Source organism: Stenotrophomonas sp. TWI169, from assembly GCF_039674705.1.
Classification (GTDB): Bacteria; Pseudomonadota; Gammaproteobacteria; order Xanthomonadales; family Xanthomonadaceae; genus Stenotrophomonas; species Stenotrophomonas maltophilia_P.
Map to the genome: position 1 here is coordinate 1 of NZ_JBDJOB010000027.1, position 22766 is coordinate 22766.

At 66.8% G+C, this 22766-nt stretch carries 20 protein-coding genes; 17 read left to right on the top strand and 3 right to left on the bottom strand.

Annotated features, from left to right (window positions below; genetic code table 11):
• The first annotated feature begins 379 nt into the window (after positions 1-379).
• The 6 genes from rsmD (at position 380) to ABE543_RS16610 (ending at position 5193) form a co-directional block, all read left to right on the top strand.
• The gene (gene rsmD / locus ABE543_RS16585; protein WP_346475913.1) at positions 380-958 is read left to right on the top strand and encodes a 16S rRNA (guanine(966)-N(2))-methyltransferase RsmD; all 579 of its coding nucleotides are present in this window, start codon (positions 380-382) and stop codon (positions 956-958) included.
• Between the two features lie 26 nt (positions 959-984).
• On the top strand, positions 985-1494 hold the full coding sequence (gene coaD / locus ABE543_RS16590) for a pantetheine-phosphate adenylyltransferase (protein ID WP_053517312.1): 510 nt from the start codon (positions 985-987) through the stop codon (positions 1492-1494).
• A gap of 58 nt (positions 1495-1552) precedes the next feature.
• A complete protein-coding gene (locus ABE543_RS16595; protein ID WP_053517314.1) occupies positions 1553-2044 on the top strand; it encodes a hypothetical protein in 492 nt (163 codons plus the stop codon).
• A gap of 132 nt (positions 2045-2176) precedes the next feature.
• Positions 2177-2458 (top strand): YfhL family 4Fe-4S dicluster ferredoxin, encoded by a 282-nt coding sequence (locus tag ABE543_RS16600; protein ID WP_053517316.1) that lies wholly within the window; start codon positions 2177-2179, stop codon positions 2456-2458.
• Positions 2455-4185: a gamma-glutamyltransferase gene (gene ggt / locus ABE543_RS16605; protein WP_197600423.1), complete on the top strand. Its 1731-nt coding sequence runs from the start codon at positions 2455-2457 to the stop codon at positions 4183-4185. Before ABE543_RS16600 ends, ggt begins: the two co-directional genes overlap by 4 nt.
• A 120-nt stretch (positions 4186-4305) precedes the next feature.
• Positions 4306-5193: an MBL fold metallo-hydrolase gene (locus ABE543_RS16610; protein ID WP_053517318.1), complete on the top strand. Its 888-nt coding sequence runs from the start codon at positions 4306-4308 to the stop codon at positions 5191-5193.
• A gap of 52 nt (positions 5194-5245) precedes the next feature.
• Here the strand turns inward: ABE543_RS16610 and upp are convergent, their stop codons facing one another.
• The gene (gene upp, locus ABE543_RS16615; protein ID WP_346475914.1) at positions 5246-5878 is read right to left on the bottom strand and encodes a uracil phosphoribosyltransferase; all 633 of its coding nucleotides are present in this window, start codon (positions 5876-5878) and stop codon (positions 5246-5248) included.
• Between the two features lie 163 nt (positions 5879-6041).
• Between upp and ABE543_RS16620 the strand changes: the two genes are divergently transcribed.
• The 6 genes from ABE543_RS16620 (at position 6042) to ABE543_RS16645 (ending at position 14045) form a co-directional block, all read left to right on the top strand.
• Positions 6042-8603, top strand: a complete 2562-nt coding sequence (locus ABE543_RS16620) for a TonB-dependent receptor (RefSeq protein WP_346475915.1) — start codon at positions 6042-6044, stop codon at positions 8601-8603.
• Positions 8603-9715 carry a phytase gene (locus ABE543_RS16625; protein WP_346475916.1) on the top strand — a complete coding sequence of 371 codons (1113 nt, stop codon included), beginning with the start codon at positions 8603-8605 and terminating at the stop codon, positions 9713-9715. Before ABE543_RS16620 ends, ABE543_RS16625 begins: the two co-directional genes overlap by 1 nt.
• Positions 9712-11076 carry a metallophosphoesterase family protein gene (locus ABE543_RS16630; RefSeq protein ID WP_346475917.1) on the top strand — a complete coding sequence of 455 codons (1365 nt, stop codon included), beginning with the start codon at positions 9712-9714 and terminating at the stop codon, positions 11074-11076. The genes ABE543_RS16625 and ABE543_RS16630 overlap by 4 nt, the downstream gene beginning before the upstream one ends.
• Positions 11077-11086: 10 nt before the next feature.
• Positions 11087-11707, top strand: coding sequence for an inorganic diphosphatase (locus tag ABE543_RS16635; protein ID WP_346475918.1), 621 nt, complete (start codon positions 11087-11089; stop codon positions 11705-11707).
• Positions 11708-11792: 85 nt separating this feature from the next.
• Positions 11793-13208, top strand: a complete 1416-nt coding sequence (locus ABE543_RS16640) for a deoxyribodipyrimidine photo-lyase (RefSeq protein ID WP_346475919.1) — start codon at positions 11793-11795, stop codon at positions 13206-13208.
• 141 nt (positions 13209-13349) lie between these two features.
• Entirely contained in the window at positions 13350-14045 is a 696-nt protein-coding gene (locus tag ABE543_RS16645) for an OmpA family protein (RefSeq protein ID WP_053517326.1), read from the top strand.
• Positions 14046-14157: 112 nt separating this feature from the next.
• Here the strand turns inward: ABE543_RS16645 and ABE543_RS16650 are convergent, their stop codons facing one another.
• Positions 14158-14883 carry an SDR family oxidoreductase gene (locus ABE543_RS16650; protein WP_346475920.1) on the bottom strand — a complete coding sequence of 242 codons (726 nt, stop codon included), beginning with the start codon at positions 14881-14883 and terminating at the stop codon, positions 14158-14160.
• Between the two features lie 122 nt (positions 14884-15005).
• Between ABE543_RS16650 and ABE543_RS16655 the strand changes: the two genes are divergently transcribed.
• Positions 15006-15902 (top strand): LysR family transcriptional regulator, encoded by an 897-nt coding sequence (locus ABE543_RS16655; RefSeq protein WP_346475921.1) that lies wholly within the window; start codon positions 15006-15008, stop codon positions 15900-15902.
• A gap of 18 nt (positions 15903-15920) precedes the next feature.
• Here the strand turns inward: ABE543_RS16655 and ABE543_RS16660 are convergent, their stop codons facing one another.
• Positions 15921-16952: a LysR family transcriptional regulator gene (locus tag ABE543_RS16660; RefSeq protein ID WP_065174970.1), complete on the bottom strand. Its 1032-nt coding sequence runs from the start codon at positions 16950-16952 to the stop codon at positions 15921-15923.
• 147 nt (positions 16953-17099) lie between these two features.
• Here ABE543_RS16660 and ABE543_RS16665 point away from each other — a divergent pair, with 147 nt between their 5' ends.
• The 4 genes from ABE543_RS16665 (at position 17100) to ABE543_RS16680 (ending at position 22705) form a co-directional block, all read left to right on the top strand.
• The gene (locus ABE543_RS16665; RefSeq protein ID WP_053517540.1) at positions 17100-17327 is read left to right on the top strand and encodes a hypothetical protein; all 228 of its coding nucleotides are present in this window, start codon (positions 17100-17102) and stop codon (positions 17325-17327) included.
• Entirely contained in the window at positions 17324-18094 is a 771-nt protein-coding gene (locus ABE543_RS16670) for an SDR family NAD(P)-dependent oxidoreductase (protein WP_053517454.1), read from the top strand. Before ABE543_RS16665 ends, ABE543_RS16670 begins: the two co-directional genes overlap by 4 nt.
• Before the next feature lie 89 nt (positions 18095-18183).
• On the top strand, positions 18184-19407 hold the full coding sequence (locus ABE543_RS16675; protein ID WP_197600416.1) for an efflux RND transporter periplasmic adaptor subunit: 1224 nt from the start codon (positions 18184-18186) through the stop codon (positions 19405-19407).
• Positions 19408-19534: 127 nt separating this feature from the next.
• Positions 19535-22705, top strand: a complete 3171-nt coding sequence (locus ABE543_RS16680; protein ID WP_346475922.1) for a multidrug efflux RND transporter permease subunit — start codon at positions 19535-19537, stop codon at positions 22703-22705.
• Positions 22706-22766 lie beyond the last annotated feature (61 nt).

Below are 22766 nucleotides of genomic sequence, written 5' to 3' on the forward strand. Positions count from 1 at the left end.
GGCCAGTAGATCCACGCCGTGCGTGGCTGAAATCTCTCCGATCTCGAGATCCAAGCCAGGGGCAGATCCGTATTCCACAGGAAAACGGATCTGACCCCAAGAGCCGTTCCGACAGATCGCAGGAAACGGTCGAAGGCGGGGTGGATCAGGTTGTGGGGGTGTCCGCGGCATGGATGCCGCGGCCAAGCCCCCAGGGATGGGTTCACGGCGTCCCCCACAACCTGACCCACCCCGCCAACCCCCAGGAAACCAGCCTTTGCCGTTGCTCCAGCCGTTGCTCCAGCCGTTGCTCTGGCTTCTGCGGGTGCCGGGCGCCGCCCGGCCGAACTACAATCCCGCTCATGCTGAAATTCTCGAACACCCCCCGCAGGTGCCGCCGATGAGCGGCCGTGGGGGCAATGACGGCCAGGTCCGCATCATCGGCGGGCGCTGGCGCAATACCCGCCTGCCGGTGCCGAACCTGCCGGGCCTGCGGCCCAGCAGTGACCGCGTACGCGAGACCCTGTTCAACTGGCTGATGCCCCGACTGGCCGGGGCCCGCGTGCTGGACCTGTTTGCCGGCAGCGGCGCGCTGGGCCTGGAAGCCGTCTCGCGCGGCGCCGCTCACGCCACCCTGGTCGAGCGCGATGCCCAGCTCGGCCGCAATCTGTCGGCCGCCGTCGCCAAGCTGCAGGCCAGCGCGCAGATCACCGTGGTCCAGGCCGATGCCCTGCGCTGGCTGCAGGGCGCGCCCGCGCAGCAGGCGGATCTGGTGTTCATCGACCCGCCGTTCGCCGATGGCCTCTGGCAGGATGTGCTGGCCCAGCTGCCGCGGCATCTGGCAGCCGACGCCTGGCTCTACCTGGAGTCGCCGGCCGGTCACGTCCCGGTGCTGCCGCCGGACTGGCTGCTGCACCGCGAGGGCGGCACCCGTGAGGTGCGCTTTGCCCTGTACCGCCGCGCCACTGCTACACTTTGACTTCATCTGAACATCTGCAACCGCCCATGACCGTGGCCAACCGCCGCATTGCCGTCTACCCCGGCACGTTCGATCCGATCACCAACGGTCATATCGACCTGGTGAACCGGGCCGCGCCGCTGTTTGAAAAGGTCGTGGTCGGCGTGGCGCAGAGCCCGTCCAAGGGGCCGACCCTGCCGCTGGAACTGCGCGTGCAGCTGGCCCGGGATGCCCTGGGCCACCATGGCAACGTCGAGGTCTGCGGGTTCGATACCCTGCTGGCCCATTTCGTACGCTCCGTCCAGGGCGGGGTCCTGCTGCGCGGCCTGCGCGCGGTGTCGGACTTTGAATACGAGTTCCAGATGGCGAGCATGAACCGCCATCTGATCCCGGAAGTCGAGACCCTGTTCCTGACGCCGGCCGAGCAGCACAGCTTCATTTCGTCTTCGCTGGTCCGCGAGATCGCGCGCCTGGGCGGCGACGTGTCCGGCTTCGTGCCGGCCGCGGTGCTCGAAGCCCTGCGCAGGGTCCGCGAGGCGAAATCGACCCAGTCATAAGCCCCGCCGTACCCGCACCCCTTACGTACAACACCACGCACCATTCCGGGAGGAAACCATGAACACCACCATGCGCGCGATGCTGATCGCCTCGTTGGCCCTGGCCTTCACCGCCTGCAAGAAGGAAGAGGCCGCTCCGGTCGACGAAGCCAAGCAGGCGCTGGTCGCCCCGTCCAAGGACGACGACGCAGGCTGGAAGAAGTACCTGCAGGAAGTCGCCATCCAGAACATGGGCAACATCTCCAACAGCCCGTTCCTGTACTACCTCTCGCCGGAATCGGACCCGGACTTCCAGGCCAAGTACGAGCGCCAGACCGAGAGCGCGACCCAAGCCGTGGCCCGTGGCGTGCAGCCGGGCAACATGCTGGCCTTCGGTTCGTCGGCCTCGGGCAAGATGGCGGACATGATCCAGGCCGTGTTCAAGGACGTGTCGCCGGATTCGATGAAGGGCGTGCGCGTCGTCTTCATCGGCCAGTCGGCCGACAACGCCCGCGTGCAGGCGGCCGTGCAGCCGACCGGTGCCGAGTACATTTTCGTCGAAGCCAAGTAAGACCGAGCCGTGGCGGCCACGTTGCAACGTGGCCCGGGTGGCGCCTGTAGCGGGCGCCACCGATGACCTGACCGGCCCGCGCGCCCGCGCTGGCCGGTCCTTTGTCCCAAGGCGCGGGCGAGGAGTATCGCCATGTCGCTGAAAATCAATGAGCTCTGCGTCAACTGCGACGTCTGCGAGCCGGCCTGCCCGAACCAGGCCATTGCGATGGGTGAAACCATCTACGTGATCGACCCCGCCCGTTGTACCGAGTGCGTGGGCCATTTCGACGAGCCACAGTGCGTGGTCGTCTGCCCGGTCGAATGCATCGATCCGGACCCGGAGATCGTGGAAACGGAAGACCAGCTGCTGGCCAAACTGCGCCGGCTGCAGCACGATCATCCCGAACTCTACGCGGAGCCCCCATCCGAATGAAGACGCTGCTCGCCCGTCCCGTGTTGCTGCTCGGCCTGTTGCTGAGCCCGCTTGCCTGGGCCGATGCGCCGGCCCGTGCCGAACGTCCCGATGGCGCTGCCATTGCCAGCGGCCACGCGCTGGCCACCCAGGCCGGCGTGGACATCCTTGCGCAGGGAGGCAACGCGTTCGACGCCGCGGTGGCGGTGTCCTCGACGCTGGCGGTGGTCGAGCCGATCAGTTCCGGCCTGGGCGGTGGCGGCTTCTTCCTGCTGCATGACGCGGCCACCGGCAAGGACGTGATGCTGGATGCGCGCGAGACCGCGCCGGCTGCTGCCACGCCGCAGGCCTTCCTCGACGGGAAGGGCAACCTGGACCGCGACCGCTCGGTCAACGGCGCCTGGTCGGCGGGTATCCCCGGCCTGCCTGCGGCGCTGGTGGAGCTTTCGGCCCGGCACGGCAGGCTGCCCCTGGCGGTCTCGCTGCAACCGGCCATCCGCATCGCCCGCGATGGCTTCCCGGTGTACGAGCGGATGGCCAAGGGCTATGCCTCGCGCCGCGAGGTGATGGAGCGTTACCCCGGGACCCGCGAGGTGTACCTGCGCAACGGCAGGCCGATCGCCACCGGTGATGTGTTCCGGCAGCCGGAACTGGCGCAGACGCTGGAGCGGCTGGCGGCAGGTGGCTTCGATGGCTTCTACAAGGGCCAGACCGGCAAGCTGCTGCTGGCCGGAGTGAAGCAGGCCGGTGGCCGCTGGACCGCCGAGGAGCTGGCCGGCTACCGGGTGAAGCAGCGCGAGCCGATCGTCTTCGACTACAACGGCTGGAAGATCACCACGGCGCCGCCGCCGTCGTCCGGTGGCATCGCCCTGGCCAGCATGCTGCAGATCCTCGAAGGCTGGGACATCAAGCAGATGGATCCGGCGCACCGCGCCCATCTGGTAGTCGAATCGATGCGGCGCGCCTACCGCGACCGCACGTTCTTCCTGGGCGATCCGGACTTCGTGCAGATCCCGCAGAAAGTGCTGACCAGCAAGGATTACGCGCAGGGCCTGCGTGCCACCATCCATCCGGAGAAGGCCACGCCCAGCGACCTGCTGTCGGGCAATCCGACGCCACTGGAGGACGACGAGACCACCCATTTCTCGATCATCGACCGTGATGGCAACCGCGTCGGCGCCACCCAGACCGTCAACCTGCTGTATGGCTCGGGCCTGATACCCAAGGGCACCGGTGTGCTGCTGAACAACGAGATGGACGATTTCGCGCTGAAGCCGGGCACGCCCAATGCGTTCGGCGTGATGGGCTACGAGGCCAACGCACCGAAGCCGGGCAAGCGCATGCTCAGCTCGATGACGCCGACCTTCATGGAGAACGCCGACAAGGTCGTGGTGCTGGGCACCCCCGGCGGCAGCCGCATCATCACCATGGTGCTGCTGGGCATCCTTGGTTACGACGCCGGCCTGGACGCGCAGCAGGTCGCCGCGCTGCCACGCTACCACCACCAGTGGCTGCCGGACCTGATCGAGGCCGAAGACAACGCGTTCGACGCGGCCACCGTGAAGCAGCTGCAGGCGATGGGCCACAAGATCGATCTGCCGGGGAATGTCGCCGCCGGTGGCCGCGGCTCCAGCCACGTCTGGGGCAATCTGCAGACGGTGGAATGGGATCGCAGGAGCAACCGGTTGTTCGGCGGCAGCGATCCGCGCAACCCGGTCGGCAGCGCCCAGGTGGTGCCCGGCAGGTAACGGCCGGGCTCGCCGGGTCCCATCCGGCCGACGGTGAGCCGCGGCGCCCTGCCCGCAACGGCAGGGCGCTGCAGTTTCGTTCTAGCGATTATTTAACGGCCTGCCGACGATAATCGGCGCATGAAACTCTGGTCGATTCGTGGTAACTCGCAGCGCCTCGACGGCGGTGCGATGTTCGGCAACGCACCCCGTGCGTTGTGGGAAAAATGGGCGGCACCGGATGAGCTGAACCGTATCGAGCTGGCATGCCGCGCGCTGTTGGCCAGCCCGCTGGAGGGCAAGACGGTCCTGTTTGAAACCGGCATCGGCGCGTTCTTCGATCCGCGCATGCGCGAGCGCTATGGCGTGCAGGAAAGCCAGCACGTGCTGATCGATTCGCTGCGCGAGGCGGGCTTCGAACATGAGGACATCGACGTGGTGGTCCTCAGCCACCTGCACTTCGACCACGCCGGTGGCCTGCTGGCAGCATGGAGCGAGGGGCGCGAGCCCGAACTGCTGTTTCCCAATGCCACCTATGTGGTCGGTGCACAGCACTGGCAGCGCGCACTTCAGCCGCACCCGCGCGACCGCGCCAGTTTCATCCCGGAGCTGCCCGGGCTGCTGCAGGCCAGTGGGCGCCTGGAAGTGGTCGACGGCGAGTTCTCCCGGGCGCTGGGGAGCAGCGTGCGTTTCAGCTACAGCGATGGGCATACGCCGGGGCTGATGCTGGCCGAGATCGTCGGCCATGGGCATGCAGGCGAGGTTGCTCGCGGTGGCGTGGTGTTCTGCGCTGACCTGATTCCGGGGCGCTCGTGGGTGCACGTGCCGATCACCATGGGATATGACCGCAACGCGGAACTGCTGATCGACGAGAAGCGGCAGTTCCTGGAGGACAAGCTGGCGCGCAACGTGCATCTGTTCTTTACCCACGACCCGCAGGTCGCACTGGCCCAGCTGGGGCGCGACGACAAGGGGCGTTTCGTGACCCTGCACGAGCAGGGTGAACTGAAGGCGCGCGCGCTGGGGTGAGTGCCGGGGTCGGAGCCCTTTCTGCGAAAGGGATCTGACCCCGGCGCACCGGTCAGCCGACGCGGGTGCCGAAGATGCGGTCGCCCGCGTCGCCGAGGCCCGGCAGGATGTAGCCCTTTTCGTTGAGCTGGGCGTCGATTGCCGCCGTGTAGATCTCCACATCCGGATGCGCTGCCTTGACCGCTTCGATGCCCTCCGGAGCGGCGACCAGGAAAATGCCCTTGATGCGTCGCGCACCGGCCCGCTTGAGCATGTCGATGGTGGCGATCAGGGTGCCGCCCGTGGCCAGCATCGGGTCCAGGATCAGCGCATCGCGCTCTTCCAGGCGCCCGGTGAGGCGCTCGAAGTACGGCACCGGCTGCAGGGTTTCCTCATCGCGCTGCAGGCCGACCACACTCACGCGGGCGGCAGGGATCAGCGACAGTACGCCGCTGAGCATGCCCAGGCCGGCCCGCAGGATCGGCACCACGGTGATCTTGGCGCCAGCGATGCGCTGCACGGTCACCGGACCGGCCCAGCCGGGCAGGGTGTGCGGCTCGGTGTCCAGGTCAGCGGTGGCCTCATAGGCCAGCAGCGTGCCCAGCTCGTTGGCCAGTTCGCGGAAATCCTTGGTGCTGAGCGCGGCGTTGCGCATCAGGCCGATCTTGTGCTGCACCAGCGGGTGTCGCACTTCGACGATCTTCATGGTCGGAAAAGGGGGAAGGGAGAGGCGATCATTCTGCCGGATCGGGGTGCGGAACCCCAAACGGAGCGCAGCCAGCGGGCGCGGATCGAGGGCGTCTGTCATGGCCATGCAACCTTGCGGACATACCGTCCAGACCCATTCTTAACAGGAATGGGGATTCCCAGTGCATATCAAGACGCCGTTGGCCGTTGCCATCACGCTGCCCCTGGCGATGGGGGCCAGCGCTCCGCTGCAGGCCGCCGCCCAGCAGACGGTCGCCGCCACGGGGGCAGCGGCGGTCGATGCGATCGACCTGGACCGCATCGAGGTGCGTGCGCAGCTCGAATCGCAGATCCGCGCGGTCGATCTGAAGCGCAGCAGCGACGCGATCGAAGACGCCGTGTCTTCCGACGCCCTTGGCCAGTATCCGGACAAGAACGTGGCCGAATCGCTGCAGCGTCTACCCGGCATCAGCGTCACCCGCGACCAGGGCGAAGGCCGTTTCGTGGTCATCCGGGGCCTGGACGCCAACCTCAACAGCGTCAGCGTCGATGGAATCGCCGTGGGCACGCCGGAGGACTCCAGCCGCGCTGCGCCGCTGGATGTCATTCCCTCCGACTCCACCGAGCGGCTGCGCGTGGTCAAGTCGCCAACGCCGGACATGCCCGGCGACGCGATCGGCGGTGCGGTCCTGGTCGAATCGGCCTCGGCATTCGATCGCGACGGGCGCAGCTTGCGCGCCAAGATCGAAGGCAGCCACCAGCAGCTCTCGGGCGAAACCAGCCCGAAGGCCGCCTTCAACTACAGCGAAGTGTTCGCCGATACGTTCGGCATCGCGCTGGGCGTGAACTACCAGAAGCGCAGGTTTGAATCGGACAACACCGAAGTGGAGTACGACGGCGAGGATGATGCTGCACCGGGGGATGTCACCGCGATCAACCTGCAGCACCGCAAGTACGAGATCGAGCGCAAGCGCATCGGCGCCAACCTCAACCTGGACTGGCGCCCGAATGAAGACAGCAAGTACTACCTGCGCACGTTGTACAGCCAGTTCGACGATGCCGAGACCCGCCAGCGGGTGATCTTCAATTTCGACGATGCCGACATGGTGCGCACCGGCACCGACCAGTACCGGCTGGATGACATGCCGGGCGATGCGATCGACAAGCGCATGCGTTACCGCACCAAGAAGGAGAACACCTTCGCAGCCAGCCTCGGTGGCGAGAACCGGCTGACCAGCGCGGTGGTCGATTACCGGATCGGCTACACCCGAACCGAGGAGCGGGTGAACGACGAGATGGAGGCGCGGTTCACACTGGATGGTGATGACTTCAACGGCACCCTGGACCAGCGCAGCCGGCTGCCGACCTACAGTTTCGACAACCCGCAGTGGCTGGACAACGGCAACTACGCCTTCGACCGCTTCGTGCTTTCGCCCAAGCAGGTCAACGACAAGGAGCACAGCGCGCAGGTCAACGTACGCTTCGACGGCGACAGCAGCAGCCTGAAGTTCGGCCTGCTGGGCCGCTGGCGCGACCGCGATGTCAATACCGACGAGCGTGAGCTGCGGGTGGGCCCGAAGGTGGCACTGTCGAGCTGGACCACGTCGGCCCCCGAGCATCGCCATGGCAACCTGGGCGATGGCATGGATTCGGCGGCGATGCGGGCCTACTGGGCGGCCAATGGCAGCCAGTACAGCGCCCGGCCGCAGGATGCCGGCGCCAATGCCCTGGCATCGCTGGAAGAGGACTATGTGGCCAGCGAAGACATCTTCGCCAGCTATGCGATGGGGACCTGGGATATCGGCGCGCTGCGCATCATCGGCGGCGCACGCGTGGAGAACACCCGTTTCAAGGCGGTGGGCAACCAGGTCGAGGTGGCGGCCAACGGGCGCAGCTTCACCGTCAACCCGCGCGTGGCCAACAACAGCTACACCAATGTGCTGCCGGGCCTGCATCTGCGCTACGACGCAGCCGATGACTGGGTGCTGCGCGCCTCGGCCAACAAGACCGTCTCGCGCCCGTCCTTCGGCGACGTTTCGCCCCGTGTGGGCTACAGCCGCGGCGACGAGGAAGTGCGGCTGGGCAATCCCGAGCTGGATCCGTACGAGTCGAAGAACATCGACCTGTCGGTGGAAAAGTACATCGGCAGCACCGGCATCGTTTCGCTTGGCCTGTTCCACAAGTCCATCGACGGCTATATCGTGGAAACCGTGCGTACCAATGATCTGGACTACGACGGCTTCGACGTGACCCAGCCGATCAATGGCCGCAAGGCCACGGTACGCGGCGCCGAGTTCAACTGGCAGCAGCAGCTGGCCTTCCTGCCGGCAGGCTTCGACGGTCTTCTGGTCGGGGCCAGCGGCACCTGGCTGGATACCGAATTCGATGCCGGCATCGCGGACCGTGCCGGCGAGGACTTCACGCTGCCGCGTGCCTCCAAGCACGTGTACAGCGCGCATGTCGGCTACGAGAAATATGGCCTGAGCACCCGCCTGGCTGCGGTGTACCGCAGCGAGTATCTGGACAGCATCGGCAAGGGGCGTGCATTCGACATCTACGTGGCACCCAACACGCAGCTCGACTTCTCGCTGGATTATCGCTTCAGCCCGCGCGTCAGCCTGTACTTCGAGGCGCAGAACCTGCTGGACAAGCCGTTGGAGCTGTACCAGGGCACGCGCTCGCGCACGCTGCAGATGGAAGAATACGGCCGCACCTATGCGTTGGGCCTGAAGGTGGCGCTGTGATGGGGCGGCACGTTCCGGTGCTCGTGGCAGCGATCGCAACCGCGCTGGTCGTGGGCTGCACGCCAGCGCCCGACCGCGCGCCGGCAGCACATGCGGCGTCGCCGACGCCTCCGGCGCGCACGGTGGCCACCGTTGCCGAGGCGTTCGTCTCGCCACTCACGCCCGCCGACAACATCGATTCGCCCGCAACCTGGCGCACGCCGGACGGGCAGATCTGGCTGATCGCCACCGCCAAGGCCACCGACAAACTGGTGGTGTATGACGGCAGCACCGGCCGTCACCTGCGCGACGTCGGTGCCACCGGTACCGGCCTGGGACAGTTCGATCGCCCCAATGGCATCGCCGTGACCGACGACCTGTTGTGGATCGTGGAACGCGACAATCACCGGGTCCAGGTCCTGTCCCTGCCGGACTTCACACCGCTGGCGACGTTCGCTGCCGAAGATCTGCGCAAACCCTACGGGCTGTGGGTCGATCGCAGGGCGGAGGGCTACAGCGTCTACGTCACGGACTCTTGGGACAACGGCGAGGACGCACAGGGCCGCGACATCCTGCCGCCGCTGGCGGAACTGGACAAGCGCGTGCGCCAGTACCACGTTTCCCGCGACGGCGCGAAGATCGACGCGAATCGCATCGCCGACATCGGCGACACCAGTGAGGCCGGTGCGCTGCGCGTGGTCGAATCGATCTGGGGCGATCCGGACAACGACCGTCTGCTGATTGCCGAAGAGGATGAGAGCTACGCCAGCGAGTTCAAGGTCTATACGCTGGCAGGCCGCTTCACCGGCACCACCTTCGGCCGTGACGTGTTCAAGGCGCAGGCCGAAGGGGTGACCCTGCGGACCTGCGGCAAGGACGGCTGGTGGATCACCACCGAGCAGGGCAAGCAGCGCAGCGTGTTCCATCTGTTCGATCGGCACACGCTGAAGCCGGTCGGTGCCTTCCAGGGCAATACCGTGGCCAACACCGATGGCATCTGGCTGATGCAGCAGCCCAGCACGCGGTTCCCGCACGGTGCGCTGTATGCGGTGCATGACGATCAGGGCGTGGTCGCCTTTGACTGGGAAAGCATTGCCAGGCAGCTGGCGCTGCCGCTGGAGTGTGGCGCATGAGGCGGCACAGCACGCGCGCGTTCGTCGCCAGCCTGCTGCTGGCCCTGCCTCTGCTGGTCACCGCGGCGGTCGAACCCAACACGCAGGTGCCTGCGGGCAGCCGCCACTATGCGGCATCGCCACTGCCGGATCGTATCGTTGCCTCGCCCTCGGCCGACCCCAGCCACGGATTCGCCGTGGCCTGGCGCACGGATGGCAGCGTACAGGCGCCACTGCTGGAGATCGCGCGTGCCGGCGATTCGCCGGCCATCGAAGGCATTCGCGCGCTGCGCGCGACCACGCGGGCGCTGCAGACCGAGAACGGCCTGTCGCACCATCACCGCGTTGACATCGATGGCCTGCAGCCGGATACCGCATACATCTACCGTGTGCAGGGCAGGGCAGGCTGGAGTGCATGGAACCAGCTGCGCACGCTGGCCACCGCCGGGCAGCCGCTGACGCTGCTGTACTTCGGCGATACCCAGAACAAGAATCTCAGTCACGTCAGCCGCGTGGTCCGGGCCGCGCAGAAGGCGGCACCGGACGCTCGCCTGAGCCTGTTCGCAGGTGACCTGGTCAGCGGCGGCGACGGTGTGGACGACAGTGAATGGGGCGAATGGTTCGCCGCCACCGGCTGGCTGGCGCAGGAAACACTGGTGGCGCCTGCCATCGGCAATCACGAGTATTTCGAGGAGTTCGAGGACACTCCGCAGGAACGCCGTGTGCTGGGCCGGCACTGGCCGGTGACCTTCGCACTGCCGGGCAATGGCGCCGCTGCCGCGCAGCAGACCAGCTACTGGTTCGATGCGCAGGGCGTGCGCGTGGCGGTGCTTGATGGAACCTCGGCACTCGATCTCGGCACCGCCCAGGCCCAGGCACACTGGCTGGACAAGGTGCTGTCCGGCAATCCGCAGCCGTGGACCATCGTAATGCTGCACCAGCCCTTCTACTCGCCGCGCGAAGGCCGCGAGAACGCCGCATTGCGTGACGTGCTGCTGCCGGTGGTGCGTCGTCACCAGGTGGATCTGGTGCTGCAGGGGCATGACCACACCTATGGCCGCCGTGGCGAAGGACAGTCCGCCACACCGCAGTACGTGGTGACCGTGGCGGGACCGAAGCAGTACCGTCTTTCCGATGAAGCCCGAAGGACGATGGCCCCGGTGGCCGAGGACACCCAGCTGTTCCAGGTGCTGCGCATCGATCCGCAGCGCCTGCGCTATGAGGCGCGCACGGTGACCGGGCAGCTGTACGATGCTTTCGAGCTGCACCGCGACGCCAGCGGGGGCAAGCAGCGCACGGAGCTGACCGAAGGCCGCATCACGCCACGCGACTGCCCGCGCGCGCAGACTGCCAAGGGTCGCGCCGACCGTTGCTGGGAATAAGGAGACGCCGATGACCATGCCCCGACGCATCGTTCCTCTTGCTGCCATCGGTGCCGCTCTGCTGTTGCTGGCCGGTGCGGTGGCCGCCGCTGATGCGGTGCTGCATCCGTTCCTGGCGGCCCAGCCGCAGCAGGCACCGCAGGAGATGAACCTGGCCGTGGAAATTCCCGCTGGCAGCTTCACCAAGTATGAGATCAAGGACGACGGGCTGGTCCACGTCGACCGCTTCCAGTCGATGCCGGTGGCCTATCCGGCCAACTATGGTTCGATGCCGCGCACGCTGGCGGGCGACAACGATCCGTTGGACGCGCTGGTGCTGACCCGTGAACCCCTGCACCCCGGCGTGATCATCCGCTTCCGCCCGATCGGCTATCTGAAGATGATCGATGGCGGCGAACATGACGAGAAGGTCATCGGCGTGCCGACCGACAAGGTTGATCCGAGCTATGCAGGCGTCCGCGATCTGGCCGATCTGCCGGAGATCGAGCGGCAGCGCATCGAGGCGTTCTTCCGCGTGTACAAGGATCTGCCAGCTGGACGCAACCCGGTGCAGCTGCAGGGCTGGGGCAACGCGGCCGAGGCGCGTACGCTGATCCGCGAAGCCATGCAGCGTTTCGACGCCGGGAAGTAGTCCGGCTGCGGACGGCGTTGCACCCCTGCGCGGTCTTCACCTGTGCTGGCTATCATGGCCGCCTTCCACAGCAAAGGCGGTGCACGTGTCGGTAGCGTTGGTCTGGTTCCGTCGCGACCTGCGGCTGCAGGACAATCCGGCCCTGCAGGCCGCACTGGATGCGGGGCACGATGTGGTCCCTGTGTACATCCACGCGCCGCACGAAGAAGGCGAGTGGGCGCCGGGAGCGGCATCCAACGCCTGGCGTCATCGCTCGCTTGCCGCGCTGGATGCGGATCTGCGTGGCCGCGGTTCTTCCCTGGTGCTGCAGATCGGCGACAGCCTGCCGGTGCTGCAGGCACTGATCGCACGGACCGGTGCCACGGCGGTGTACTGGAACCGCAAGTACGAGCCCGCCACCCAGCCACGTGATGCCTCCATCAAGCGCACGCTGCGCGAGCAGGGCATCGATGCGCAGAGCTGCAACGGCAGTCTGCTGTTCGAGCCGTGGGATATCGCCACCCAGCAGGGGCAGCCGTACAAGGTGTTCACCCCCTACTGGCGCAACGTGCTCAGTCACTGGCGCCTGCCCGGGCTGCAGGCGGCGCCCTCGGCACTGGCAACGCATGCCGTCGAAGGCGAGTCGCTGCAGGCGCTCGGGCTGGCACCGGCGCTCGGCTGGGACGAGGGCTTCTGGGAGCACTGGCAGCCGGGAGAGGCCGGCGCGCTGGAGGCGCTTTCGGTGTTCAAGGACGGCGCGCTGCGAGGCTATCGCGCGCAGCGCGACCTGCCGGACCGGGTCGGCACCTCGCGGCTGTCACCGCACCTGCACTTCGGCGAGATCGCGCCCTGGCGCATCGCCCATGCGCTGGAAGGGCTGCGCAGCGCCGGTACCGACGCCGACATCGATGGCTACCTGCGGCAACTGGGCTGGCGTGACTTCGCCTACCACCTGCTGCATCACTTTCCAGAGACCCCCACCGGCAACCTCAACCCGCGCTTCGACCGCTTTCCGTGGGCCACGCCCAGCGCCGGCCAGCTGCATGACTGGCAGCGCGGCAACACCGGCGTACCGATCGTGGATGCCGGCCTGCGCGAGCTGTGGCATACCGGCTACATGCACAACCGGGTGCGGATGATCGTCGCCAGCTACCTGTGCAAGCACCTGCGCGCGCACTGGCTGCATGGCGCACGCTGGTTCTGGGACACACTGGTCGATGCCGACCTGGCGAACAACACGATGGGCTGGCAGTGGGTGGCCGGTACCGGTGCGGATGCAGCGCCTTACTTCCGCGTGTTCAATCCGGTCACCCAGGCCGAAAAGTTCGATCCTCAGGCGCGCTACATCACCCGCTGGGTACCGGAACTGGCGGCGCTGCCGGTGAAGGCGCGCTTCGCGCCGTGGCAGCATCCGCAGTGGCTGGCCGAGCACGCGCCGGAGTATCCGCGCAGCCCCCTGGTGGATCTGGCCGCCGGCCGGGATGCAGCGCTGGCCGCCTACCGCCAGTCGGGAGCGGGGTAAAGCGCCGTCGCGGGGTTCCAGACAGCTAGCTGAACAAGGGCCTGTCGAGCGGCGTGTTCATCATCCCGGCATCGCGTCCTGCTGTTTATCCTCTGGGCGGCCCGCAAGCCGCCGGCCCGACCGGAAACCAAGGAGACCATCATGATCCGCAACACCACCCGCAATGTCGCACTGGCCCTGATGAGCGCGGCCGTCCTGTCGGCCTGCGCCACCGGCGGTTCCTACGTGCAGAGCGATCAGTACGGCAACCCGACCGAGCAGCAGAACCGGACCGGTCGCAACGCGCTGATCGGTACCGCCATTGGCGTGGCCGCCGGCCTGCTCAGCGGCGACAGTGCGACCGAGCGCCGCCAGCACGCGCTGATCGGTGCAGGCATCGGCGCGCTCAGTGGCGCGGCCGTGGGCCAGTACCAGGATCGCCAGGAACGCGCGCTGCGCGAGCGCACTGCCAACACCGGCATCGATGTGCAGCGCCAGGGCGACAACATCATGCTGAACCTGCCCGACGGCATCACCTTCGATTTCGGCAAGTCGGCACTGAAGCCGCAGTTCTACGGCGCGCTCAACGGCGTGGCCGGTACCCTGCGTGATTACAACCAGACCATGATCGAAGTGGTCGGCCATACCGACAGCATCGGCAGCGATGCGGTCAACAACCGCCTGTCCAAGGAGCGCGCCGATTCGGTCGCCCAGTACCTGATCGGGCAGGGCGTGCAGAGCGTGCGTATCGAAACGCTGGGCGCCGGCAAGGCGTACCCGATTGCCGACAACAGCACCGATGCCGGCCGTGCCAAGAACCGCCGTGTTGAAATCCGCGTGATTCCGTTGCAGCAGTAACGCGCGGCGCGTGCGTGCAGGTCCGGCGCAGCCGGAACGGGAATGCCGCCCTTGCAGGCGGCATTTTCGTTGGGCGAGATGCGCGGCGCCTAGCGCAGGAACGGCGGCCGGGTCATGCTGCGGCCGTCGGCCGCACCACGATCTCGTTCACGTCCACGTCGTCGGGCTGCTCGATGGCGAACCGCACCGCGCGCCCGATCGCATCCGGCTGCAGGGCGATGGCGCGATAGCCGACCATCATTTCGGCGGCGACCGGGTCGGTGATGCTGTCCGCAAGCTCGCTTTCCACCACGCCGGGGTGGATGCAGGTGACCCGCAGCTCGCGGTGTTCCTGGCGCAGGCCCTCCGAGATGGCGCGTACCGCGTGCTTGGTGGCGCAGTAGACCGCAGCGGTCGGTACGACCGACAGCGCGCCGATGGACGCGATGTTGATGATCTGTCCGCGGCCGCGTGCGCACATATGGGGCAACACGGCTGCGATCCCGTGCAGTACACCGCGGATGTTGACGTCGATCATCCGGTCCCATTCGTCCACCTTCAGTGATGCCATCGGCGACAGTGGCATCACACCGGCATTGTTGACGATCACATCAATGGCGCCGAATTCCTCCAGGGCTGAAGTGGCGAACGCCTCGACCTGCGCGCGCTGGGTCACGTCCAGCGCATGCACGCGTACGTCGGCGCCGTGCTGGCGCAGTTCATCCGCCAGCGCCTGCAACCGTTCGAGGCGGCGCGCGCCCAGCACCAGGCGGGCACCCGGCTGCGCCAGCGAGCGGGCGATGCCGGCGCCGATGCCGCTGGAGGCACCGGTGATCAGGATGGTTCGGGAATGGCTCATGGCAGGTCTCCGGAAGGGCTAGGGGGAAATGCCGGGTCGTGCCCGGTGCAGCCACGGTAGACGGCCTGCCTCGTCGCGATAAGATGGCGACTGCTGACTACCTTGTATAGATCCGCTAACCAATGTCCGTCGATCTCAATGCCCTCGCGGTGTTCCAGCGGGTAGCCGACTGCAGCAGCTTCACCGCGGCGGCCCAGCAACTGGGCGTGACCCGGTCGGCCGTCAGCCAGACCATCGCCCGGTTGGAACAGTCGCTCGGTGTCGCTCTGGTGCTGCGCACCACCCGCAGCGTCAACCTCACCGATGCCGGCCAGGCGCTGCTTGCGGCGGTCAGACCCGCCCTGGCTGAGCTGGGCAGCGCCGTGGAGTCCACGCTACGTCGCGGCAGCACCCTCAAGGGCCAGCTGCGCTTGGCCGTGTCCTCCATTGCCGAGCATTTCCTGGCCGGTCCCCTGCTGGCCAGCTTCGCCGCCCGGCACCCGGAGCTGCAGCTGGACATCACGGTGACCGATGAGGAGTTCGACATCGTCGAGGCGGGTTTCGACGCGGGCGTGCGTCTGGGCGAGGTGATCGCCCAGGACATGGTGGCGATTCCGGTGTCCGGCCGGCAGCGGCAGGTGGTGGTGTGCACTCCGCGGTATGGGCAGCAGCACGGCATGCCCAGGCACCCGCGCGAGCTGCCCGGGCACCGTTGCATCGGCTGGCGCGCCGCACCACGCAAGGCGCCCTATCGCTGGGAATTCGAAGAGAGCGGACGCGAGTTCAGCGTCGATGTGCAGCCGGAGATCACCAGCAATGACATGGCCACGATGACCCGCCTGGCATTGGCGGGCGCCGGGCTGGCCTTCGGCATGGAGGACACATGGCGCCCGTGGCTGCAGCGTGGGGAACTGGTCAGCGTGCTGGAGCCGTACTGTCCGTGGTTCGCAGGGTTCTTCCTGTATTACCCCAGCCGGCGCCAGGCCGAGCCGAAGCTGCGGGCACTGATCGAGCATCTGCTGGAACAGCGCGCCGCATGACGCCGGGCAGGCCCCGCTTCACGCCGCCGGCGCGGCCACCTTCTCCAGGATCCGCTTGCCGCTGATCTCAAGCGCGGCATCTTCCTGCTCCTGCTGCTGCCGCGCCAGCTTCGCGCCAGGGCACTGCGCCAGCATGTAATTGGCGTCGAAGTTGAGCTTCTCCACCAGGAAGTCGACGAATGCGCGCACCTTCGGCGAGACCAGGCGGCCGCCGGCAAAGACCGCGTTGAAATCCACCTCCGGACCTGTCCACCCGGCAAGCACGCGACGGACCATGCCTGACTCGACGAACGGCTTGGCCATCACATCGCCGGTCAGCAGCAGGCCTTCACCGCACACCAGCGCGCCGTTGAGCGCGGACATGTCGTTGGCCGTCATCAGCGGCGTCACCGGGAAGTCACGCAGTTCCCCTCCGTTCTCGCCCAGCTGCCAGGTAAAGCGCGGTGAATTGCCAGTGTGGTAGGGCTTGCGCATGGCCAGGATGCGATGGAACTGAAGCTCTTCCGGGTGCAGTGGTTCGCCGTAGCGCTCGATGTAGGCTGGGCTGGCGAACACCTGCGTGCGCAGGCTGCCGAGCTTGCGTGCGACCAGGTTGGAATCGGGCAGGGCGCCGACGCGCAGGGCCAGATCGGCTTCACCGGCGATCAGGTCGAGCTTCTCGTTGCCCATGTGCATGTCCAGGCGGATTTCCGGGTACTGCGCATGGAACTGGCCCAGCAACGGCGCGATCCAGGTGATGCCGATGGAGTAGGGCACAGTGAAACGCAGCCAGCCGCGTGGGCCGGACTGCAACTGGCTGACCGCGCTCTCGGCTTCTTCCAGCTCGCGCGCGATGCGCTGGCAGTGCTCGTGGTAGATCGAGCCCGCCTCGGTCAGGCCAAGACGGCGCGTGGTCCGGTGCAGCAGGCGCGCGCCCAGCCGCGTCTCCAGCTCCTGCACCTTGCGGCTGACAGTGGTCTTGGGCAGGCCGAGCGCTTTGGCAGCTGCGATGAAGCTGCCCTGCTCGACCACTTTGACGAAGATCAGCGTTTCATTGAGATCGTGGGACATGGTCGGGAGTCCTGGACGTCGGGGGTGGGACAATCGTGACAGATCGATTGGACCGGGAACGGGATGATTATTCCCCTTAATCAGGACTAATCAAGTAAAGGTTTGAGGTCTATCGTGGCGCCATTCGTGAAATGGAGTCCCCCCGCCATGAGCCTGCGCAACATTCTTGCCCGTTTCCGGCATGCCGGCCAGAACGCCCTGGATCTGGCGATGACCGTTGAGATCCGCCCGAGTTCCTTGGTGCACAAGGATTTCCGTGAGTTTACCGCGCCCATGCGGCAGCAGCGTGGCGGTGCCATCCGCTTGGCGCCGCAGAAGAGCGATCGACTGCGCCGAATCGGGACTATCCCGGATTTGGGAGGAAATGTCCCGTGAATGGGATTCTGATGCCCGAAGTCCTGGTCCTCGGCGGAACCGGTGCGGTCGGCCAGGGCGTGGTCGGTGCGCTGCTGGAAGCCGGCAGCCCGGTGCTGGTGGTCGGCCGCGATCCAGGACGGCTGGCGTCGCTGGAAGCGCAGTTCGCCGATGAGCCCGGCCTGCAGACCATGCTCGGTTCACTGGCAGACGACGGTTCGGCGCAGGTCCTGGCCGAGCGCGTCGCGCAGCGCCCGCGGCCGTTGGCAGCGGTGATCGCGGCCATGGGCGGTCCTTACAACCGTGGCCGGGTGATGGACCGCAAGGGCGACGAACTGCTCGGCGCACTGCAGGCCGACCTGATGCCCCATGTGCATGCGGTACGCCACCTGCTGCCGCTGCTGCGTGACAACGTGCATGCGCGGCGCTACGTGATGATCGGCAGCCCTGCCGGTCTCAAGCCCTGGGCCGGCTACGGCGAGACCTCGATCACCACCGCCGCCCTGCGCATGTACGCACAGGTGGTGCACCAGGAAGCACAGGCGGTCGGTGTCCGCGCGCAGATGCTGGAGGTGTGCAGCCCGGTGTGTACACCGGCCAACGCCGCCAACGCCTGCATCGAGTGGCCGAGCTCGCTGCTGGTCGGCCGGCGCGTGGTGTCGCTGCTTGATGGCTGCCGCGACAACCGCGCCATCGTTCGCTGCGACAGCAGCGATGCGGAACTGCCGCGGGGCCTGCTGCGACTGGAAGTTCCACCACCGTGGCGCGACGCCGTCGGTGTCGCTTGACCTTGACCTTGGTTGAGGTTGCAGCATACGCCGCACTTTCTGATAGCCATTCTCATTAGCTGTACCACCCCTCCGTACGGATGCATGCCATGACTTCCCCCAAAACCACCCCACATCGTTTCGGCCATCGCATTGCGATGGTCGGCGTGTCGATCCTCGCCGCGGCGGTGCTCGCTGCCTGCAGTGGCGGCCATGCCGAAGAAGCCGGTGCACCGCCCCCGCCGCAGGTCAGCGCAGCGCCGGTGCTGGTCAAGCAGATCAGCCAATGGGACGAGTTCAGCGGCCGCATCGAGGCGGTGCAGAGCGTTGAACTGCGTCCGCGCGTGTCCGGCTACATCGACAAGGTCAACTACGTCGAAGGCCAGGAAGTGAAGAAGGGCGATGTGCTCTTCACCATCGACGCGCGCAGCTACCAGGCCGAGTACGATCGCGCCGCCGCTGAACTGGCCCGCGCCCGCACCCAGGCAACCCTGGCCCGCAGTGAATCGGAGCGGGCCAAGCGCCTGGCCGAGCAGCAGGCGATCTCCACCGAGACCGCCGAGCAGCGTCGCGCTGCGGCAGACCAGTCCGGCGCAGCCGTGCAGGCCGCGCAGGCGGCACTGGATGCTGCCCGGCTCAACCTGGAGTTCACCAAGGTGCGTGCGCCGATCGACGGCCGTGCCGGCCGCGCGATGGTCACCGCGGGCAACCTGGTCACCGCCGGCGACAGCGCCAGCGTGCTGACCACGCTGGTCTCGCTGGACACCGTGTTCGTCTACTTCGATGCCGACGAAAGCACTTTCCTGCGTTACGCGCAGATGGCACGCAAGGGCGAGCGCCCGAGCGAGCGCGACAGCGACCTGCCGGTGAAGGTTGGCCTGTCGGGTGAAGAAGGCTACCCGCACGCGGGCAAGGTCGACTTCCTCGACAACCAGGTTGCACGCAGCACCGGCACCATCCGCGTGCGTGCGCTGCTGGACAATGCCGACCGGCAGTTCACCCCGGGGCTGTTCGCCCGTGTGCAGCTGCTGGGCAGTGGCCAGTTCCAGGCGATGCTGATCGACGACAAGGCTGTGCTGACCGACCAGGATCGCAAGTACGTGTACGTGGTCGACAAGGATGGCAAGGCCCAGCGCCGCGACATCCGCCTTGGCCGCACAGCGGAAGGCCTGCGCATCGTCGAGCAGGGCCTGTCCGCAGGCGACAAGGTCATCATCGATGGCGTGCAGAAGGTCTTCATGCCGGGCATGCCGGTGCAGGCCAAGGCGGTGGCGATGCAGCCGGCTGCGACCGCCGCACCAGGCCGTGATGCCACTGCTGCGCTGAACCGCTGATCCGCCGTCTCCTGATCCGAGTTTCCGCTTAGCTGCCGGCGCCAGCGGCGGCCTTCCCTGCCTTCGTCATATCGGCGAGGGGCAGGGTGGCTGTTGCCCGCCGGCGGCATTTCCCAGGAATTCCTCCATGGACTTTTCCCGTTTCTTCATCGACAGGCCGATCTTCGCGGCGGTACTGTCGATCGTGATCTTCGCCGCAGGCCTGATCACGATTCCGATCCTGCCGATCAGCGAGTACCCGGAAGTGGTGCCGCCGTCGGTGGTCGTGCGCACGGTCTATCCGGGCGCCAATCCCAAGGTCATCGCCGAAACCGTCGCCACGCCGCTTGAAGAGGCGATCAACGGCGTCGAGGGCATGATGTACCTCAAGTCGGTCGCCGGTTCCGACGGCGTGCTGCAGATGACCGTCACCTTCCGCCCGGGCACTGATCCGGACGCGGCGGCGGTGAAGGTGCAGAACCGTGTGGCGCAGGCGCAGGCACGCCTGCCCGAGGACGTACGCCGGCAGGGCGTGACCACGCAGAAGCAGTCGCCCACCTTCCTGATGGTCGTGCATCTGACGTCGCCCAATGGCAAGTACGACACCCTGTACCTGCGCAACTACGCCCGCCTGCACGTCAAGGACGCGCTGGCACGCATTCCCGGCGTGGGCGACGCGCAGATCTTCGGTGGTGGTGACTACGCCATGCGCGCATGGCTGGACCCGGACAAGGTTGCTTCGCGCGGCCTGACGGCCAGCGACGTGGTGCGTGCCATGCGTGAGCAGAACGTGCAGGTCTCTGCAGGTCAGCTCGGCGCCGAGCCGCTGCCGAACAGCCAGTTCCTGACCCTGATCAATGCCCAGGGCCGCCTGCGCAGCGAGCAGGAGTTCGGCGACATCGTGCTCAAGAGCGGTGTCGACGGCGAGATCGTGCGCCTGTCCGACGTTGCCCGCCTGGAACTGGGCGCTGGCGACTACACCCTGCGCTCGCAGCTCGACGGCAAGAATGCGGTGGGTATCGGCATCTTCCAGTCGCCCGGTGCGAATGCACTGGAGATTCGCGACAAGGTCATCGCCACGATGGACGAGATGCAGAAGACCATGCCCGCCGACGTGAAGTACGAAGCGGTGTACGACACCACCATCTTCGTGCGTGATTCGATCAAGGCGGTGGTCTCGACCCTGCTTGAAGCGATCGCCCTGGTGGTGCTGGTGGTGATCCTGTTCCTGCAGACCTGGCGCGCGTCGATCATTCCGCTGATCGCGGTTCCGGTGTCGGTGGTCGGTACCTTCGCAGCGCTGTACGTACTGGGCTTCTCGATCAACACGCTGAGCCTGTTCGGCCTGGTGCTGGCGATCGGTATCGTGGTCGACGACGCGATCGTGGTGGTGGAGAACGTTGAACGCAACATCGAAGAAGGTCTGTCGCCGACCGCAGCCGCCCACCAGGCCATGCGTGAGGTGTCCGGCCCGATCGTTGCGATCGCACTGGTGCTGTGCGCGGTGTTCGTGCCGATGGCGTTCCTGTCGGGCGTCACCGGTCAGTTCTACAAGCAGTTCGCTGTCACCATCGCCATTTCCACGGTGATCTCGGCGATCAACTCGCTGACCCTGTCGCCGGCCCTGGCCGCCCGCCTGCTGAAGGCCCATGGCGCTCCGAAGGATGGCCCGAGCCGTCTAATCGATCGCCTGTTCGGCTGGGTGTTCCGCCCGTTCAACCGCTTCTTCAAGTCCAGCTCGGAGAAGTACGAGCGCGGCGTGGCGCGCATCCTCGGCCGTCGCGGCGCCGTGTTCGTGGTCTACGCGATCCTGCTGGTCGGTACCGGTGTGATCTTCAAGCTGGTGCCGCCGGGCTTCATCCCGACCCAGGACAAGCTGTACCTGATCGCGGGCGTGAAGCTGCCGGAAGGTTCGTCGATCGCACGTACCGATGAAATGCTGCGCAAGGTCGCCAAGATCGCCCAGGAAACCGACGGCGTGGCGCATACCATTTCGTTCCCGGGCCTGAACGCGCTGCAGTTCACCAACACCCCGAACACCGGTGTGGCGTTCATTCCGCTCAAGCCGTTCAACGAGCGTCATGGCCGGACCGCGGCGGAGATCAACGCCGAGATCAACCAGAAGATCGCAGGCCTGCAGGAGGGCTTCGCGTTCGCGATGATGCCGCCGCCGATCCTGGGCCTGGGCAACGGCAATGGCTACCAGATGTTCATCGAGGACCGCGGCAACCTGGGCTACGGCGCGCTGCAGAATGCCGTGCAGGCGATGCAGGGGACCGTTGCACAGACTCCGGGCATGGCCTTCCCGATCAGCAGCTACCAGGCCAACGTGCCGCAGCTGGATGCGGAAGTGGACCGTGTGAAAGCGAAGGCGCAGGGCGTGCAGCTGACCGAGCTGTTCGACACGCTGCAGACCTACCTGGGTTCGGCGTACGTCAACGACTTCAACCAGTTCGGCCGCACCTGGCAGGTGATCGCCCAGGCGGACGGCCCGTTCCGTGAGAGCGTCGAGGACATCGCCAAGCTGCGCACCCGCAACGACCGCGGCGAGATGGTGCCGATCGGTTCGATGGTGACCATCAAGCAGACGTTCGGCCCGGACCCGGTGCTGCGTTTCAACGGCTATCCGGCAGCGGACCTGGCCGGCGAGGCCGACCCGCGCCTGCTGTCCTCGGCGGAAGCGATGAACAAGTTGACCGAGATCGCCGGGCAGGTGCTGCCGGTCGGCATGGCCACCGAATGGACCGACCTGAGCTACCAGCAGGCCACCCAGGGCAAGGCCGCGTTCATCGTGTTCCCGGTGGCGATCATGCTGGCCTTCCTCGTGCTGGCCGCGCTGTACGAGAGCTGGTCGCTGCCGCTGGCGGTGATCCTGATCGTGCCGATGACCCTGCTGTCGGCTCTGTTCGGCGTATGGCTGACCGGCGGCGACAACAACGTGTTCGTGCAGGTGGGCCTGGTGGTGCTGATGGGCCTGGCATGCAAGAACGCGATCCTGATCGTCGAGTTCGCCCGTGAGCTGGAGATGGGCGGCAAGGGCATCGTCGAGGCCGCGCTGGAAGCCTGCCGCCTGCGCCTGCGCCCGATCGTGATGACCTCCATTGCGTTCATCGCCGGCACCGTGCCGCTGGTGCTTTCGCACGGTGCGGGTGCCGAGGTGCGCTCGGTGACCGGTATCACGGTGTTCGCCGGCATGCTGGGCGTCACCCTGTTCGGCCTGTTCCTGACCCCGGTGTTCTACGTCGCCCTGCGCAAGTTAGTCACCCGCAACGGCGGTGGCCAGCTGGTGCAGCACGGCGAGCCCACCATTCATCACTGATACGGAACCCCGTCGCCGCCGGTCGATGATCGGCGGCGGCTTCTCCCTCCAAAGGCATGAA

Excerpts from the sequence above, each read along its gene's own strand:
- rsmD (WP_346475913.1), top strand. The coding sequence starts at position 380 with ATGAGCGGCCGTGGGGGCAATGACGGCCAGGTCCGCATCATCGGCGGG.
- coaD (WP_053517312.1), top strand. The coding sequence starts at position 985 with ATGACCGTGGCCAACCGCCGCATTGCCGTCTACCCCGGCACGTTCGAT.
- ABE543_RS16595 (WP_053517314.1), top strand. The coding sequence starts at position 1,553 with ATGAACACCACCATGCGCGCGATGCTGATCGCCTCGTTGGCCCTGGCC.
- ABE543_RS16600 (WP_053517316.1), top strand. The coding sequence starts at position 2,177 with ATGTCGCTGAAAATCAATGAGCTCTGCGTCAACTGCGACGTCTGCGAG.
- ggt (WP_197600423.1), top strand. The coding sequence starts at position 2,455 with ATGAAGACGCTGCTCGCCCGTCCCGTGTTGCTGCTCGGCCTGTTGCTG.
- ABE543_RS16610 (WP_053517318.1), top strand. The coding sequence starts at position 4,306 with ATGAAACTCTGGTCGATTCGTGGTAACTCGCAGCGCCTCGACGGCGGT.
- upp (WP_346475914.1), bottom strand. The coding sequence starts at position 5,878 with ATGAAGATCGTCGAAGTGCGACACCCGCTGGTGCAGCACAAGATCGGC.
- ABE543_RS16625 (WP_346475916.1), top strand. The coding sequence starts at position 8,603 with ATGGGGCGGCACGTTCCGGTGCTCGTGGCAGCGATCGCAACCGCGCTG.
- ABE543_RS16630 (WP_346475917.1), top strand. The coding sequence starts at position 9,712 with ATGAGGCGGCACAGCACGCGCGCGTTCGTCGCCAGCCTGCTGCTGGCC.
- ABE543_RS16635 (WP_346475918.1), top strand. The coding sequence starts at position 11,087 with ATGACCATGCCCCGACGCATCGTTCCTCTTGCTGCCATCGGTGCCGCT.
- ABE543_RS16645 (WP_053517326.1), top strand. The coding sequence starts at position 13,350 with ATGATCCGCAACACCACCCGCAATGTCGCACTGGCCCTGATGAGCGCG.
- ABE543_RS16650 (WP_346475920.1), bottom strand. The coding sequence starts at position 14,883 with ATGAGCCATTCCCGAACCATCCTGATCACCGGTGCCTCCAGCGGCATC.
- ABE543_RS16655 (WP_346475921.1), top strand. The coding sequence starts at position 15,006 with ATGTCCGTCGATCTCAATGCCCTCGCGGTGTTCCAGCGGGTAGCCGAC.
- ABE543_RS16660 (WP_065174970.1), bottom strand. The coding sequence starts at position 16,952 with ATGTCCCACGATCTCAATGAAACGCTGATCTTCGTCAAAGTGGTCGAG.
- ABE543_RS16665 (WP_053517540.1), top strand. The coding sequence starts at position 17,100 with ATGAGCCTGCGCAACATTCTTGCCCGTTTCCGGCATGCCGGCCAGAAC.
- ABE543_RS16675 (WP_197600416.1), top strand. The coding sequence starts at position 18,184 with ATGACTTCCCCCAAAACCACCCCACATCGTTTCGGCCATCGCATTGCG.
- ABE543_RS16680 (WP_346475922.1), top strand. The coding sequence starts at position 19,535 with ATGGACTTTTCCCGTTTCTTCATCGACAGGCCGATCTTCGCGGCGGTA.